14 protein-coding genes are annotated in these 14,166 nt (G+C 72.2%); all 14 read left to right on the plus strand.

Going from position 1 to position 14,166, the window contains the following annotated elements; translation table 11 throughout:
• Positions 1-58: 58 nt before the first annotated feature.
• The 14 genes from ACIGAN_RS02005 to ACIGAN_RS02070 all read left to right on the plus strand — a co-directional run bounded on the left by ACIGAN_RS02005 (position 59) and on the right by ACIGAN_RS02070 (position 14,161).
• Positions 59-1,705: an acyl-CoA dehydrogenase family protein gene (locus ACIGAN_RS02005; RefSeq protein ID WP_365088132.1), complete on the plus strand. Its 1,647-nt coding sequence runs from the start codon at positions 59-61 to the stop codon at positions 1,703-1,705.
• 265 nt (positions 1,706-1,970) lie between these two features.
• Entirely contained in the window at positions 1,971-3,248 is a 1,278-nt protein-coding gene (locus tag ACIGAN_RS02010) for a GAF domain-containing protein (RefSeq protein ID WP_365738423.1), read from the plus strand.
• Positions 3,249-3,423: 175 nt separating this feature from the next.
• Positions 3,424-4,743, plus strand: coding sequence for a hypothetical protein (locus ACIGAN_RS02015; RefSeq protein WP_399854466.1), 1,320 nt, complete (start codon positions 3,424-3,426; stop codon positions 4,741-4,743).
• A 22-nt stretch (positions 4,744-4,765) separates the two neighbouring features.
• Positions 4,766-5,338 (plus strand): GNAT family N-acetyltransferase, encoded by a 573-nt coding sequence (locus tag ACIGAN_RS02020; protein ID WP_365088135.1) that lies wholly within the window; start codon positions 4,766-4,768, stop codon positions 5,336-5,338.
• A 126-nt stretch (positions 5,339-5,464) separates the two neighbouring features.
• Positions 5,465-5,548 (plus strand): putative leader peptide, encoded by an 84-nt coding sequence (locus ACIGAN_RS02025; protein ID WP_311241247.1) that lies wholly within the window; start codon positions 5,465-5,467, stop codon positions 5,546-5,548.
• Positions 5,549-5,678: 130 nt separating this feature from the next.
• Positions 5,679-7,376, plus strand: a complete 1,698-nt coding sequence (locus ACIGAN_RS02030; protein WP_365088136.1) for a nitrite/sulfite reductase — start codon at positions 5,679-5,681, stop codon at positions 7,374-7,376.
• The gene (locus ACIGAN_RS02035; protein ID WP_365088137.1) at positions 7,373-7,552 is read left to right on the plus strand and encodes a hypothetical protein; all 180 of its coding nucleotides are present in this window, start codon (positions 7,373-7,375) and stop codon (positions 7,550-7,552) included. Before ACIGAN_RS02030 ends, ACIGAN_RS02035 begins: the two co-directional genes overlap by 4 nt.
• Complete coding sequence (locus ACIGAN_RS02040) at positions 7,549-8,259, plus strand: phosphoadenylyl-sulfate reductase (RefSeq protein WP_365738428.1); 711 nt, start codon at positions 7,549-7,551, stop codon at positions 8,257-8,259. The genes ACIGAN_RS02035 and ACIGAN_RS02040 overlap by 4 nt, the downstream gene beginning before the upstream one ends.
• Entirely contained in the window at positions 8,256-8,852 is a 597-nt protein-coding gene (gene cysC, locus ACIGAN_RS02045; RefSeq protein WP_365088139.1) for an adenylyl-sulfate kinase, read from the plus strand. Before ACIGAN_RS02040 ends, cysC begins: the two co-directional genes overlap by 4 nt.
• Entirely contained in the window at positions 8,849-9,787 is a 939-nt protein-coding gene (gene cysD, locus ACIGAN_RS02050) for a sulfate adenylyltransferase subunit CysD (protein WP_365088140.1), read from the plus strand. Before cysC ends, cysD begins: the two co-directional genes overlap by 4 nt.
• 2 nt (positions 9,788-9,789) lie before the next feature.
• The gene (locus ACIGAN_RS02055) at positions 9,790-11,124 is read left to right on the plus strand and encodes a sulfate adenylyltransferase subunit 1 (RefSeq protein WP_399854467.1); all 1,335 of its coding nucleotides are present in this window, start codon (positions 9,790-9,792) and stop codon (positions 11,122-11,124) included.
• 222 nt (positions 11,125-11,346) lie between these two features.
• Positions 11,347-12,450, plus strand: a complete 1,104-nt coding sequence (locus tag ACIGAN_RS02060) for an aliphatic sulfonate ABC transporter substrate-binding protein (protein WP_365088142.1) — start codon at positions 11,347-11,349, stop codon at positions 12,448-12,450.
• 36 nt (positions 12,451-12,486) lie between these two features.
• Positions 12,487-13,275, plus strand: a complete 789-nt coding sequence (locus ACIGAN_RS02065; RefSeq protein WP_399854468.1) for an ABC transporter ATP-binding protein — start codon at positions 12,487-12,489, stop codon at positions 13,273-13,275.
• A complete protein-coding gene (locus tag ACIGAN_RS02070) occupies positions 13,262-14,161 on the plus strand; it encodes an ABC transporter permease (protein ID WP_365738433.1) in 900 nt (299 codons plus the stop codon). The genes ACIGAN_RS02065 and ACIGAN_RS02070 overlap by 14 nt, the downstream gene beginning before the upstream one ends.
• Positions 14,162-14,166 lie beyond the last annotated feature (5 nt).

Here is a 14,166-nt window from a genome sequence, read left to right on the forward strand (position 1 = left end):
CGCGCACCGGGCCGGGTCCGCTGGTGCCCGAGCTGCTACCGCGGGGTACGTTCGCTCCATGGCAGGCAGCACGCACCTCGTGACGAACCAGGTCCCGCCGCTGGTCGGGTACGACGTCTTCTCCGCGGACCGGGCCCTGACCGCCGCGGTCGAACGGCATCTGGAGCCGGAACTGCGCGAGGAGGTGCTCGGGGAGCTGTCGGCGCTCGGGCGCAGCTCCGGCTCGGCCCAGGTGCAGGAGTGGGGCGCGCAGGCGAACGAGAACCCGCCGCGGCTGCGCACGCACGACCGGTACGGCCACCGGATCGACGAGGTGGAGTTCCACCCGGCCTGGCACCGGCTGCTCGGCAAGGGCGTCTCGGCCGGTCTGACCGCGGCCTGGAACCGGCCCGCGGGGCATCTGCGCCGGGCCGCCGCCTTCGTGGTGTGGACGCAGGTCGAGGCCGGCAACGGCTGCCCGCTGTCGATGACGCACGCGGCCGTGCCCGCCCTGCGCGCGGACCCGGACCTGGCCGCCGAGTGGGAGCCGCGGCTGACGTCGATGATCTACGACCGGGAGCTGCGGCCCGCGCACCTCAAGGCCGGGGCCCTGTTCGGGATGGCCATGACGGAGAAGCAGGGCGGCAGCGACGTCCGGGCGAACACCACGGCCGCGCGGCCGCTCGCCGAGGCCGGGACGTACGAGCTGACCGGGCACAAGTGGTTCTGCTCGGCGCCGATGTCGGACGGTTTCCTGGTGCTGGCGCAGGCCCCGGAGGGGCTGACCTGTTTCCTGGTGCCGCGGGTGCTGGAGGACGGCACGCGCAACGTGTTCCGCCTGCAGCGGCTCAAGGACAAGCTCGGCAACCGGTCGAACGCCTCGGCGGAGGTCGAGTTCGACGGGACCTGGGCGCGCCGGGTCGGCGAGGAGGGGCGCGGGGTGCGCACCATCATCGAGATGGTGGCGGCGACCCGGCTCGACTGCGTGCTCGGCTCGGCCGGGCTGATGCGGCAGGCCGTCGCGCAGGCGGTGCACCACTGCGCCCACCGGGAGGCGTTCGGCGGGAAGCTCGTCGACAAGCCGCTGATGCGCAACGTCCTCGCCGATCTGGCGATCGAGTCGGAGGCGGCGACGACGCTGGCGCTGCGGCTGGCGGCGGCCTGCGACGACGGCGGCGAGCAGGAGCGTGCCCTGCTGCGGATCGCGGTGCCGGCCGCCAAGTACTGGGTGACCAAGCGCTGCCCGGCGGTCGCCGTGGAGGCGGCGGAGTGCCTGGGCGGCAACGGCTACGTCGAGGAGTCGGGGATGCCCCGGCTGGTGCGCGAGTCGCCGCTGAACTCGGTCTGGGAGGGCGCGGGCAACGTGCAGGCGCTCGACGTGCTGCGGGCGCTGCGGCGGGAGCCGGGGGCGCTCGACGCCTATCTGCGCGAGGTCGGGCAGGCGCGCGGCGCCGATCACCGGCTGGACGGGGCCATCAAGAACCTGCTGACCGAACTGGCCGACCTGGAGGGCGTGGAGGGCCGGGCGCGGCGCCTGGCGGAGCGGCTCGCGCTGGTGCTCCAGGGGTCGCTGCTGGTCCGGTTCGCGCCGCCGCAGGTCGCCGACGCGTTCTGCGCGGCCCGGCTGGGCGGTGACGGGGGCGCGGCCTTCGGGACGCTGCCGCACACGCTGGACCTGGCGGCGGTGGTGCGGCGGGCCCGGCCGGAGCACGATCCGGTCTCCTGACCCGCGTACGGGAAGCGGGGGTGGTGCTGCGCCGACACGGCACCACCCCCGCCGCACTGGCCCGTTCGAGCCACTGAACGCCGCTCGGGACGGCGCGGCTCAAGTCTCGGTCAGGGCCGGGCCGTCCACCAGGGTTGCAGGGGGTTGCAACTTGCTGGTGACTGTGTGCGGACGGTGCGCGCGCCGCTGGGACAGGCGGCACTATGAGACAGACGGTCAAAAACTCAACCACGGTCACCAACTCGACTTAGGGGGGCGCACGCGTATGGACGTCACGCACCTGGCCGCTGTGGACACCACGCGCGCGGCCCGGGTCCTCAGCGAGGTCCGCTCCGCCCGGCTGTCCGGGCGGCGGGTGCCGGTGCCGCCGCGTCCCGTGATCGAGCAGTCCTGGGAGCGGATGCTGCGCAGCGGGGTCGATCCGGAGCGTGACGTACGGGCGGACCCGCTGTCCCGCGAGGAGGTGCAGCGGCGGCGCGAGACGTCGGCGCTGCGGCATGTGCTGCCGGTGCTGCGGGAGGGCCTGCTGGCCGCGGCCGACGTCGCCCACCACATCATGGTCGTGGCCGACGAGGACGGCCGGGTGCTGTGGCGGGAGGGCAGCGCGCCGGTGCTGCGCCGGGCGGACGGGCTCGGCTTCGAACTGGGCGCGGACTGGCGGGAAAGCGTCGTCGGAACCAACGGTGTGGGCACTCCGGCGGTGGTGCGCCGGCCGGTCCAGGTCTTCGCCTCCGAGCACTTCGTGCGCTCCCAGGCCGGCTGGACCTGCGCCGGGGCTCCGCTGACGGATCCGCGGGACGGCCGGCTGCTGGGGGTGGTGGACGTCAGCGGGCCGCTGGAGACGATGCATCCGGCCACGCTCTCCTGGGTCGACTCGGTGGCCAAGCTCGCCGAGGCCCGGCTGCGGGAGATGCACCTGGACTCGCTGGAGCGGCTGCGCGCGGTGGCGGCGCCGGTGCTGGCCCGGCTCGGCGGGCGGGCCCTGGTCGTCGACCCGCACGGCTGGACGGCGGCGGTGAGCGGGATGCCGTACACGCGGCGCGTGGCCCTGCCGAAGTCGCTGTCGGCGGGCCCGCGATGGCTGCCGGCGCTGGGGCTGTGCGCGGTGGAGCCGCTGGCCGGGGGGTGGCTGCTGCGGCCGGCGGCCGAGGAGCCGGTGCCGCGCGGCGGGACGCGGATCGTGCTGGACCTCAGGCACTCCCGCCGCTGGTCGGTGCAGGTGTCCGGCGGTGCGGGCACCTGGACGCGGGAACTGAGCCCGCGGCACGCCGAGTTGCTGTACCTGCTCGCCGTGCACCGCTCCGGGCGCAGCGCCTCGGGCCTGGCCGCCGACGTGTTCGGCGACCCGGAGCGCACGGTGACGGTGCGGGCCGAGATGTCGCGGGTGCGGCGGTATCTGGGGACGTTCCTGGAGCACCGGCCGTACCGGTTCGCCGAGGACGCGGAGGTCGAGGTGCTGCTGCCGGACGACCCGGGTGATCTCCTGCCGCACTCGACCGCACCGGCGGTGGCGCGGCTGCGTCCCTCCGCGGTGGCGCCCTGAGGTTCACGCGCCGTGGCGTCCGGGCCGCCCCGACGGGTGCGTCTTTCGCATATTTGCGGGGTCTTCGTCCGCCACCCCCTCCCCCTGCCGTAGCATCGCGGTACGGGCCACCCCACCTGCTCCTCCGTCAACGTACGGATCACAAGGCGCAGTTGGTCCGCCTCGGGAGGACGACATGAAGCATCGTGGCAGACACCGGCGGCGCAGGCGGGGAAGGGCGCTGCGCGCGACCCTGGCCGGGACGGCCCTCGCGCTCACCGCGGCGGCCACCGTGATCAGCGCCTCGCAGGCCACCGTCGCCGACGACCCCGGGGCCCTGCGCCCGGTCGGGGCCGCGACCGGGCGGCTGCCGCTGGCCGAGCAGCGGGTGCCCGGGCCGTGGCTGGACCGGCTCGCGTCGCGGATGGGCCGGCCGGTCGGTGTCGGCGCGGTGCTGGAGGACGCCGACCTGCCGCTGCGCAACGCGGCGGACTGCGCGGGCCCCGACAAGCACAGCCTGCCGGTCGAGCCGGCGGCCACGCGCGCCTACTGCTTCGGCGCCGCCGACACCCGGGGCTGGCGGCCCGGCGCGGTCACCACCTCGGGCGACGCGGACGACGACGGCCACTGGGCCGGGAACCGGGTGGTGCTGTCCGGCTGGAGCCGCGGCGGCGCCGAGGGCGGCTCCCTCGACGGCCCGGCCCCGGAGCAGGGCCTCGCCAAGGTCGCCTTCGTCGACGCGAACGACCCCGCCCGGCTGCGCTACACCTGGGCCCTGCTGGCCGTCCCGGTGGACGGCGGGCGGGACTACCGGGGCCTGGTCTCCCCGCTGTCCGGCATGGTCTGGTACCAGGACAAGCTGCTGGTGACGACCCGCGAGGGCGACCGGGACGCGCTGTACGTGTACGACCTGGACCGCATCCAGCGCGCCACCGTCGACGCCGAGGCGGTGGGCCGGGTGCGGGGCGGCTGGGCGGCGCACGGCTCCCGGTTCGTGCTGCCCGCGGTGGGCTCCTACACCCTGCCCGGCGGCGAGGCGCCGCGTCCGGCCGCCGTGTCCCTGGACCGCAGCACGGCTCCGGACAGCCTGGTGGCGAGCGAGTGGGTGCCGGCGGACGGCGACCGCCCGACCCGGCTGTGGCGCTACGCGCTCAGCCGCGAACCGGCCCGCTCCGGCCTGCTCAGCACCGACTCGGCGGGGCGCGCCCGGCCGGTCGAGGCGTACGAGACGAGGACGGCCGATGTGCGGGGGGTGCTGGCGTACCGCTCGGCCTGGTACCTGGACCGGGCGGCGGGCTCGCCGGGCGGGCACGGGACGCTGTGGCGCCAGGACGCGGACGGGGCCCGGGCGACGGAGTGCGGGAGCGACGGGACCCGGCACTGCTGGAGCGGCCGGTCGGGTTCGCTGTCGTACTGGGAGGAGAGCGGCGAGGTGTGGTCGCAGTCCGGACGGATGCTGTTCGCGCTGCCGCTGACCTCGGTCGAGCGGGCACTGGGCCGATCGACAGACCGGTAGGCCGGATGGTTTTCTGGCCCGCATGACCACCATCGCCGTGACCACCTGGTCCCTGGAGCAGACCGCGCCGACCGATCTGCTGCCGGCCGCCGCGCCGGAGGGGGACGTGCGGATCGTCCGCTCCGAGGTGCCCTCCCCCGAGTTCAGCCGTTTCCTGTACGCCTCGGTGGGCGGCGACATCCGCTGGACGGACCGGCTGAGCTGGTCGTACGCCCGCTGGCGCGAGCAGCTGGAGCGGCCGGGCGTGGAGACGTGGGTGGCGTACGACCGGGGCACGCCCGCCGGGTACGTGGAACTGGAGGCGCAGGAGGACGCGGTCGTGGAGATCGTCTACTTCGGGCTGCTGCCGGCCTTCCGCGGCCGGCGCATCGGCGGCCACCTGCTGTCCTACGGCACCGCCCGGGCCTGGGACCTCGCCGACCGCTGGGCGGGACTGGCCCCGACGAAGCGGGTCTGGCTGCACACCTGCAGCAAGGACGGGGAGCACGCGATGGACAACTACCAGCGGCGCGGCTTCAAGCTGTTCGACACCAAGGTCGAGGAGGAACCGGAGGTCAGCGCTCCGGGACCGTGGCCTGGAGCCTTCCCCGCCTGACCTGGACGGACGGCACGGCGTCCCGCGATGTGACCGACAACACCCTTGTCTCGCACTTCGAGACAAGGGTGTCCGCATCTCGGACAAAGCTGGACTGTGTCCAGATCGCCGTGACACGCTTCCGCCATGTCTGGAACTGGAATCGCCTTGGTGAGTCGACGGCACGTCGACCTCGGCCGCATGTCCAGCGCCATCTGTCCGGCGCACTGAGAGCACTCAGCACGCGCCCGGCATCCCCTCTTCTCGTCTCGTTCCCGCGCAATGACGCGCACATCTCCCCATGCGCCCGCACGCGCAGGTCAGAGCCGCTTTCCCGCCTGTCCCGAAGGACGTATCCACCATGGCCGCCACCCCGCAGAAGCCTGCCGCCGCGACTCCCCGCCGCAAGGTGAGCCGTCACCGCGGTGAGGGTCAGTGGGCCGCGGGGCACTTCACCCCGCTGAACGGCAACGAGCAGTTCAAGAAGGACGACGACGGTCTCAATGTGCGGACACGCATTGAGACGATCTACTCCAAGCGCGGCTTCGACTCGATCGACCCGAACGACCTGCGCGGGCGGATGCGCTGGTGGGGTCTGTACACCCAGCGCAAGCCCGGGATCGACGGCGGCAAGACGGCCGTCCTGGAGCCGGAGGAGCTGGACGACGAGTACTTCATGCTGCGGGTGCGCATCGACGGCGGGGCCCTGACGACGCGGCAGCTGCGGGTCATCGGCGAGGTCTCGCAGGAGTTCGCCCGCGGGACGGCCGACATCACCGACCGGCAGAACGTCCAGTACCACTGGATCCGGATCGAGGACGTGCCCGAGATCTGGAACCGGCTGGAGGGCGTGGGCCTGTCCACCGTCACGGCCTGCGGCGACACCCCCCGCGTGATGATCGGCTCCCCGGTGGCCGGCATCGCCGAGGACGAGATCATCGACGCGACCCCGGCCCTGGAGGAGATGAAGCGCCGGGTGCTGAACAACCCGGCGTACTCCAACCTCCCCCGCAAGTTCAAGACGGCCATCTCGGGCTCGCCGCTGCTGGACGTGGTGCACGAGATCAACGACGTCGCGTTCGTCGGCGTGACCCACCCCGAACACGGACCCGGCTTCGACGTGTGGGTCGGCGGCGGCCTGTCCACCAACCCCAAGCTGGGCGTGCGGCTCGGCGCGTGGGTGTCGATCGACGACGTGCCGGACGTCTACGAGGGCGTCATCTCGATCTTCCGCGACTACGGCTACCGCCGGCTGCGCAACCGCGCCCGGCTGAAGTTCCTCGTCGCCGACTGGGGCGCGGAGAAGTTCCGTCAGGTGCTGGAGGACGAGTACCTGGGGCGCAGGCTGACCGACGGGCCCGCCCCGGAGCAGCCGTCCAGCCAGTGGCGCGACCACATCGGGGTGCACCGGCAGAAGGACGGCCGCTTCTACGTCGGCTTCGCCCCGCGCGTGGGACGCGTCGACGGCGCGACGCTCACGAAGATCGCCGACCTCGCCGAGGCCCACGGCTCGGGCCGGGTGCGCACCACCGTCGAGCAGAAGATGATCGTCCTCGATGTCGAGCAGGACCGGGTCGACTCGCTCGTGGAGGGCCTGGAGGCGCTCGACCTGACCGCCCGGCCGTCCACCTTCCGGCGCGGCACCATGGCCTGCACCGGCATCGAGTTCTGCAAGCTGGCCATCGTCGAGACCAAGCAGCGCGGCGCGCAGCTCATCGACGAACTGGAGCGCCGCCTGCCGGAGTTCGACGAGCCGCTCACCATCAACCTCAACGGCTGCCCGAACGCCTGCGCCCGGATCCAGGTCGCGGACATCGGTCTCAAGGGCCAGCTGGTCCTGAACGACCGGGGCGAGCAGGTCGAGGGCTACCAGGTGCACCTGGGCGGCGCGCTCGGCCTGGAGGCCGGGTTCGGCCGCAAGGTGCGCGGCCTGAAGGTCACCTCCGACGAGCTGCCCGACTACATCGAGCGCGTCCTGAAGCGGTTCCAGGCCGAACGCGAGGACGGCGAGCGGTTCGCCGCCTGGGCGGCCCGGGCCGGCGAGGAGGCCCTGTCGTGAGCGAGCGGATGGCCCCGTTCTACTGCCCGTACTGCGGGGACGAGGACCTGCGGCCGAGCGAGGAGGGGCACGGCGCGTGGGAATGCGCGGCGTGCAGCCGGGCCTTTCGGCTGAAGTTCCTGGGGCTGCTGTCCCAGGGGCTGAAGCGATCCGACTCCGGAGGGGAACGCATATGACGACCGCTCAGGAAGAGCGCACCGCCGAGGAGCTGAAGGCGCTCGCCGAGCAGGCGGGCCGCGACCTGGAGGACGCCTCCGCGCTGGAGATCCTCCAGTGGGCGGCCGAGACGTTCGGCAAGCGCTTCTGCGTGACCTCGTCCATGGAGGACGCGGTGGTCGCCCACCTCGCCTCCCGCGCCATGCCCGGCGTCGACGTCGTCTTCCTCGACACCGGCTACCACTTCGAGGAGACCATCGGCACCCGCGACGCGGTCGACGCCGTGATGGACGTCAACGTCATCACGCTCACCCCGCGCCAGACGGTCGCCGAGCAGGACGCCGAGTACGGCCCGAAGCTGCACGACCGCGACCCCGACCTGTGCTGCAAGCTGCGCAAGGTCCGGCCGCTGGAGGAGGGCCTGAAGGACTACCAGGCCTGGGCGACCGGCCTGCGCCGCGACGAGTCCCCGACCCGGGCGAACACCCCGGTGGTCGGCTGGGACGAGAAGCGGCGGAAGGTCAAGATCTCCCCGATCGCCCGCTGGACCCAGGACGACGTGGACGCCTACGTCACCGAACACGGCGTGCTGACCAACCCGCTGCTGATGGACGGCTACGCGTCCGTCGGCTGCGCCCCCTGCACTCGACGGGTCCTTCAGGGCGAGGACGCCCGGGCCGGCCGCTGGGCGGGCCGGGCCAAGACCGAGTGCGGGCTGCACGGATGACGGCGCCCCGGACGACACACACGGCACAGACGACCAGGACGATTCAGGAGACTCACGTGACGACCGGAGCCACCGTCTGGCTCACGGGTCTGCCGAGTGCGGGCAAGACCACCATCGCCCACGAACTGGCCGGCCGGCTGCGCGAGCGGGGCCACCGGGTCGAGGTCCTCGACGGCGACGAGATCCGCGAGTTCCTCTCCGCGGGCCTCGGCTTCAGCCGCGAGGACCGGCACACCAACGTGCAGCGCATCGGCTTCGTCGCCGAACTGCTCGCCCGCAACGGCGTGCTGGCGCTCGTCCCGGTGATCGCGCCCTACCAGGACAGCCGCGAGGCGGTCCGCAAGCGCCACCAGGCGAACGGCACGGCGTACGTGGAGGTGCACGTGGCGACCCCGGTCGAGGTGTGCAGCGAGCGGGACGTGAAGGGCCTGTACGCCAAGCAGGCCGCGGGCGAGCTGACCGGTCTCACCGGGGTCGACGACCCGTACGAGGAGCCCGCCTCGCCCGATCTGCGGATCGAGTCGCAGCACCAGACCGTGCAGGAGTCCGCGGCGTCGGTGTACGCCCTGCTGACCGAAAGGGGACTGGCATGACGACCACCGTCGCCACCGTGTCCGAGGAGACCGGCAGCCCGTACGCGCTGTCGCACCTCGACGCCCTCGAGTCCGAGGCGGTGCACATCTTCCGCGAGGTGGCGGGCGAGTTCGAGCGGCCGGTGATCCTGTTCTCCGGCGGCAAGGACTCCATCGTCATGCTGCACCTGGCGCTGAAGGCGTTCCGCCCGGCGGCGGTGCCGTTCTCGCTGCTGCACGTGGACACCGGGCACAACTTCCCCGAGGTCCTCGACTACCGCGACCGCACGGTCGCCCGGCACGGGCTGCGGCTGCACGTGGCCTCCGTGCAGGACTACATCGACCGCGGTGTGCTCAAGGAGCGCCCGGACGGCACCCGCAACCCGCTGCAGACGCTGCCGCTGACCGAGAAGATCCAGGCGGAGCGGTTCGACGCCGTCTTCGGCGGCGGGCGCCGCGACGAGGAGAAGGCGCGGGCCAAGGAGCGGGTGTTCTCGCTGCGTGACGAGTTCTCCCAGTGGGACCCGCGCCGCCAGCGCCCCGAGCTGTGGAACCTGTACAACGGCCGCCACGCGCCCGGCGAGCACGTGCGCGTCTTCCCGCTGTCCAACTGGACCGAGCTGGACGTGTGGCAGTACATCGCCCGCGAGGGCATCGAGCTGCCGGAGATCTACTACGCGCACGAGCGCGAGGTGTTCCGGCGCGGCGGCATGTGGCTGACGGCCGGCGAGTGGGGCGGGCCGAAGGAGGGCGAGACCGTCGAGAAGCGGCTCGTGCGCTACCGGACCGTCGGTGACATGTCCTGCACCGGCGCGGTGGACTCCGACGCCGACACGATCGAGAAGGTGATCGTGGAGATCGCCGCCTCCCGGCTGACCGAGCGCGGTGCCACGCGCGCCGACGACAAGATGTCCGAGGCCGCGATGGAAGACCGCAAGCGCGAGGGGTACTTCTAGAGATGAGCACGATCACGACCGAGGAGCTCTCGGCCACCACCCTGCTGCGGTTCGCCACCGCCGGTTCCGTCGACGACGGCAAGTCCACCCTGGTGGGCCGGCTGCTGCACGACTCCAAGTCGGTCCTCACCGACCAGCTGGAGGCCGTGGAGCGCGCCTCCGCGAGCCGCGGCCAGGACGTGCCGGACCTGGCGCTGCTGACGGACGGCCTGCGGGCCGAGCGGGAGCAGGGCATCACCATCGACGTGGCCTACCGCTACTTCGCCACGCCCCGGCGGCGGTTCATCCTCGCCGACACCCCCGGGCACGTGCAGTACACGCGGAACATGGTCACCGGCGCCTCCACGGCCGAGCTGACGGTGATCCTGGTGGACGCCCGCAACGGCGTCGTGGAGCAGACCCGCCGGCACGCCGCCATCGCCGCCCTGCTGCGCGTGCCGCACGTGGTCCTCGCGGTCAACAAGATGGACCTCGTCGGCTACGCGGAGAAGGTGTTCGCGGCGATAGCCGAGGAGTTCACGGCGTACGCGACCGAGCTGGGCGTCCCCGAGGTCACCGCGATCCCGATCTCGGCGCTGGTCGGTGACAACGTGGTGGAGCCGTCCTCGCACATGGACTGGTACGGCGGCCCGACCGTGCTGGAGCACCTGGAGACGGTGCCGGTCAGCCACGACCTGAGCCACTGCCACGCCCGGCTGCCCGTGCAGTACGTGATCCGGCCGCAGAGCGCGGACCACCCCGACTACCGGGGGTACGCCGGTCAGATCGCGGCCGGGTCGTTCCGCGTGGGCGAGCAGGTCACCGTGCTGCCCTCGGGCCGCTCCACGAAGATCTCCGGCATCGACCTGCTCGGCGAGCCGGTCGACGTCGCCTGGACGACGCAGTCGGTGACCCTCCTGCTCGAGGACGACATCGACATCTCGCGCGGCGACCTGATCGTGCCCAGCAAGGACGCGCCGCCCACCACCCAGGACATCGAGGCGACCGTCTGCCACGTCGCGGACGCCCCGCTGACCGTCGGGCACCGGGTGCTGCTCAAGCACGGCACGCGCACGGTCAAGGCGATCGTCAAGGACATCCCGTCCCGGCTCACGCTCGACGACCTGTCCCTGCACCCGCACCCGGGGCAGCTCGTCGCCAACGACATCGGCCGGGTCAAGATCCGCACCGCCGAGCCGCTGCCGGTCGACTCCTACGCCGACTCGCGGCGCACCGGCTCCTTCATCCTGATCGACCCGAACGACGGCACGACCCTGACCGCGGGCATGGTCGGCGAGTCCTTCGCCGCCCCCGAGCCGGTCAAGGACGAGTCCGGGGACGACGGGTGGGACTTCTGACATGAACTCCCCCGACTTCTACTCCACGTTCGCCAAGGAGGGCGGCCGCGTCGGCAGCGGTGCGCTCGGCAGCGGGCAGGGCGGAGTCGCGCGATGTGTGCGCTGACGTACGCGCACCGCTTGCGCGCCCGCACCCCCCACCGCCGTAGACGCACACCTGCCGATCTCCCGGCCACGACCTGAAAGACCGTGACCGCCGGGCCAACGAGAGGAACACCTCCCGTGCCTGCTACATCCGTTCTGCGCCGCAGCCTCGCGGTCGCCGCCGCACTTCCCCTGCTCACCCTGGCCGCCTGCGGCTACGGCTCCGAGGCCGAGGACGACGGTGCGGCCAAGGTCGCCGCCGGGGCGAAGAAGATCGACGGTCTCGACACCGTCAAGATCGGTTACTTCGGCAACCTGACCCACGGCACCGCGCTGGTGGGCATGGAGAAGGGCTTCTTCCAGAAGGAGCTCGGCGCCACCAAGGTCGAGCCGGCCGTCTTCAACGCCGGTCCCTCGGAGATCGAGGCGCTCAACTCCGGTTCCATCGACATCGGCTGGATCGGCCCCTCCCCCGCCATCAACGGCTACACCAAGTCCGCCGGCAAGAACCTGCGCATCATCGGCGGTTCGGCGTCCGGCGGGGTGAAGCTCGTGGTGAACCCGGACAAGATCAAGTCTTTGAAGGACGTCAAGGGCAAGCGGATCGCCACCCCGCAGCTGGGCAACACGCAGGACGTGGCGTTCCTCAACTGGGCCGCCGAGCAGGGCTGGAAGGTCGACCCGCAGAGCGGCAAGGGTGACGTCACGGTCGTCCGCAGCGACAACAAGGTCACCCCGGACGCCTTCAAGGCCGGGTCGATCGACGGCGCCTGGGTACCGGAGCCGACGGCGTCGAAGCTGGTCGCCGAGGGCGGCAAGGAGCTGCTCGACGAGGCGACGCTGTGGCCGGACAAGAAGTTCGTGATCACGAACATCATCGTGCGGCAGGAGTTCCTGAAGGAGCACCCGAAGGTCGTCGAGGCCGTGCTCAGGGCGTCGGTCAAGACGAACAAGTGGATCAACGCCAACCCGGACGCGGCCAAGGAGGCGGCGAACAAGCTCCTGGAGAAGGAGACCGGCAAGGCGCTGCCCGCCGAGGTGCTGGACCCGGCGTGGAAGTCGATCCGGTTCACCGACGACCCGCTGGCCTCCACGCTCAGCACCGAGGCCGAGCACGCCGTGAAGGCGGGGCTGCTGGAGAAGCCGAACCTGCAGGGCATCTACGACCTCGCGCCGCTGAACGAGGTCCTGAAGGCCGAGGGCCGGCCCACGGTCGACGACGCCGGTCTCGGCGTCAAGTAAGCCCGGATCCCGAAGAGTTCCCAGGAGGTGACGACCATGGCCACGACCCTCGCCAAGGCCGCCGACGGCACCGAGGCGGCCACGCACGCCGCCCGGATCGAGCATGTCTCGAAGTCGTTCGCGGGCCCCGCCGGGCAGCAGCTCGTCCTCGACGACATCACCCTGGATGTCGCGCCGGGCGAGTTCGTCACCCTCCTGGGGGCCTCCGGGTGCGGCAAGTCCACCCTGCTCAACCTGGTGGCGGGCCTGGACCGGCCCAGCGCCGGCGAGATCACCACGGACGGCCGCCCGGCGCTGATGTTCCAGGAGCACGCGCTGTTCCCGTGGCTGACCGCGGGCAAGAACATCGAACTCGCCCTGAAGCTGCGGGGCGTGCACAAGGCCGAGCGCCGTGACCGGGCGGAGGAACTGCTCGAACTGGTCCGGCTCAAGGGCGCCTACGGCAAGCGGGTGCACGAGCTGTCGGGCGGGATGCGCCAGCGGGTCGCGCTGGCCCGGGCGCTCGCCCAGGAGAGCCAGCTGCTGCTGATGGACGAGCCGTTCGCGGCGCTGGACGCCATCACGCGGGACGTGCTGCACGACGAACTGACCCGCATCTGGCGCGAGACGCGGGTCTCCGTCCTGTTCGTCACGCACAACGTGCGCGAGGCGGTCCGGCTGGCGCAGCGCGTGGTGCTGCTGTCCTCCCGTCCGGGGCGCATCGCCCGCGAGTGGACGGTGGGCATCCCGCATCCGCGTCGCATCGAGGACACCGCCGTCGCGGAGCTGTCCGTCGAGATCACCGAAGAACTGCGTGGGGAGATCCGCCGTCATGGCCAGCACTGACTCGACGACGACCGCCGACAAGGACGGCACCGATCTCGCCGGTCTCGAGGCGGGCCTCGACGCGCTGGAGACGCGGCAGACCAGCCGCAAGCCGTTCCGGCAGACCTTCACCGAGAAGATCCTGCCGCCCGTCCTCGCCGTCGCGCTGGTGCTGGCGGTCTGGCAGGCCCTCGTCTCGTTCAAGATCGTCGACGATCCGACGAAACTGCCCTCGCCGTCGGCCGTCTGGGACGTGGTCCGAACAGCGTGGCTCGAGGGCGAGCTGCTCGGCTACATCTGGACCAGCGTCTCGCGCGGCCTGCTCGGCTTCTGCTTCGCGCTGGCGATCGGCACGCCGCTGGGCCTGCTCGTGGCCCGGGTGAAGTTCGTCCGCGCGGCGATCGGCCCGATCCTGTCGGGTCTGCAGTCCCTGCCGTCGGTCGCCTGGGTGCCGCCGGCGGTGATCTGGCTGGGCCTGAACAACTCGATGATGTACGCGGTGATCCTGCTCGGCGCGGTCCCGTCGATCGCCAACGGCCTGGTGTCGGGCGTCGACCAGGTGCCCCCGCTGTTCCTGCGCGCGGGCCGCACGCTCGGCGCGACGGGACTGAAGGGCACCTGGCACATCGTCCTGCCGGCCGCTCTGCCCGGCTACGTGGCCGGCCTGAAGCAGGGCTGGGCCTTCTCCTGGCGTTCCCTGATGGCCGCCGAGATCATCGCGTCCTTCCCCGACCTCGGCGTCGGCCTCGGCCAGTTGCTGGAGAACGGGCGCAACGCCAGCGACATGGCGATGGTCTTCGAGGCGATCCTGCTCATCCTGATCGTCGGCATCGCGATCGACCTGCTGATCTTCAGCCCGCTGGAGCGGTGGGTGCTGCGCAGCCGCGGCCTGCTGGTGAAGAGCTGAGTGAC

The organism is Streptomyces sp. NPDC085931 (assembly GCF_044540565.1).
GTDB lineage: Bacteria > Actinomycetota > Actinomycetes > Streptomycetales > Streptomycetaceae > Streptomyces.

What these genes read in the sequence shown, in the direction of transcription:
- ACIGAN_RS02030 (WP_365088136.1), top strand. Translation starts at nt 5,679, where the DNA reads ATGGCCGCCACCCCGCAGAAGCCTGCCGCCGCGACTCCCCGCCGCAAG.
- ACIGAN_RS02065 (WP_399854468.1), top strand. Translation starts at nt 12,487, where the DNA reads ATGGCCACGACCCTCGCCAAGGCCGCCGACGGCACCGAGGCGGCCACG.
- ACIGAN_RS02055 (WP_399854467.1), top strand. Translation starts at nt 9,790, where the DNA reads ATGAGCACGATCACGACCGAGGAGCTCTCGGCCACCACCCTGCTGCGG.
- cysD (WP_365088140.1), top strand. Translation starts at nt 8,849, where the DNA reads ATGACGACCACCGTCGCCACCGTGTCCGAGGAGACCGGCAGCCCGTAC.
- ACIGAN_RS02015 (WP_399854466.1), top strand. Translation starts at nt 3,424, where the DNA reads ATGAAGCATCGTGGCAGACACCGGCGGCGCAGGCGGGGAAGGGCGCTG.
- ACIGAN_RS02005 (WP_365088132.1), top strand. Translation starts at nt 59, where the DNA reads ATGGCAGGCAGCACGCACCTCGTGACGAACCAGGTCCCGCCGCTGGTC.
- ACIGAN_RS02040 (WP_365738428.1), top strand. Translation starts at nt 7,549, where the DNA reads ATGACGACCGCTCAGGAAGAGCGCACCGCCGAGGAGCTGAAGGCGCTC.
- ACIGAN_RS02070 (WP_365738433.1), top strand. Translation starts at nt 13,262, where the DNA reads ATGGCCAGCACTGACTCGACGACGACCGCCGACAAGGACGGCACCGAT.
- cysC (WP_365088139.1), top strand. Translation starts at nt 8,256, where the DNA reads ATGACGGCGCCCCGGACGACACACACGGCACAGACGACCAGGACGATT.
- ACIGAN_RS02020 (WP_365088135.1), top strand. Translation starts at nt 4,766, where the DNA reads ATGACCACCATCGCCGTGACCACCTGGTCCCTGGAGCAGACCGCGCCG.
- ACIGAN_RS02025 (WP_311241247.1), top strand. Translation starts at nt 5,465, where the DNA reads ATGTCTGGAACTGGAATCGCCTTGGTGAGTCGACGGCACGTCGACCTC.
- ACIGAN_RS02010 (WP_365738423.1), top strand. Translation starts at nt 1,971, where the DNA reads ATGGACGTCACGCACCTGGCCGCTGTGGACACCACGCGCGCGGCCCGG.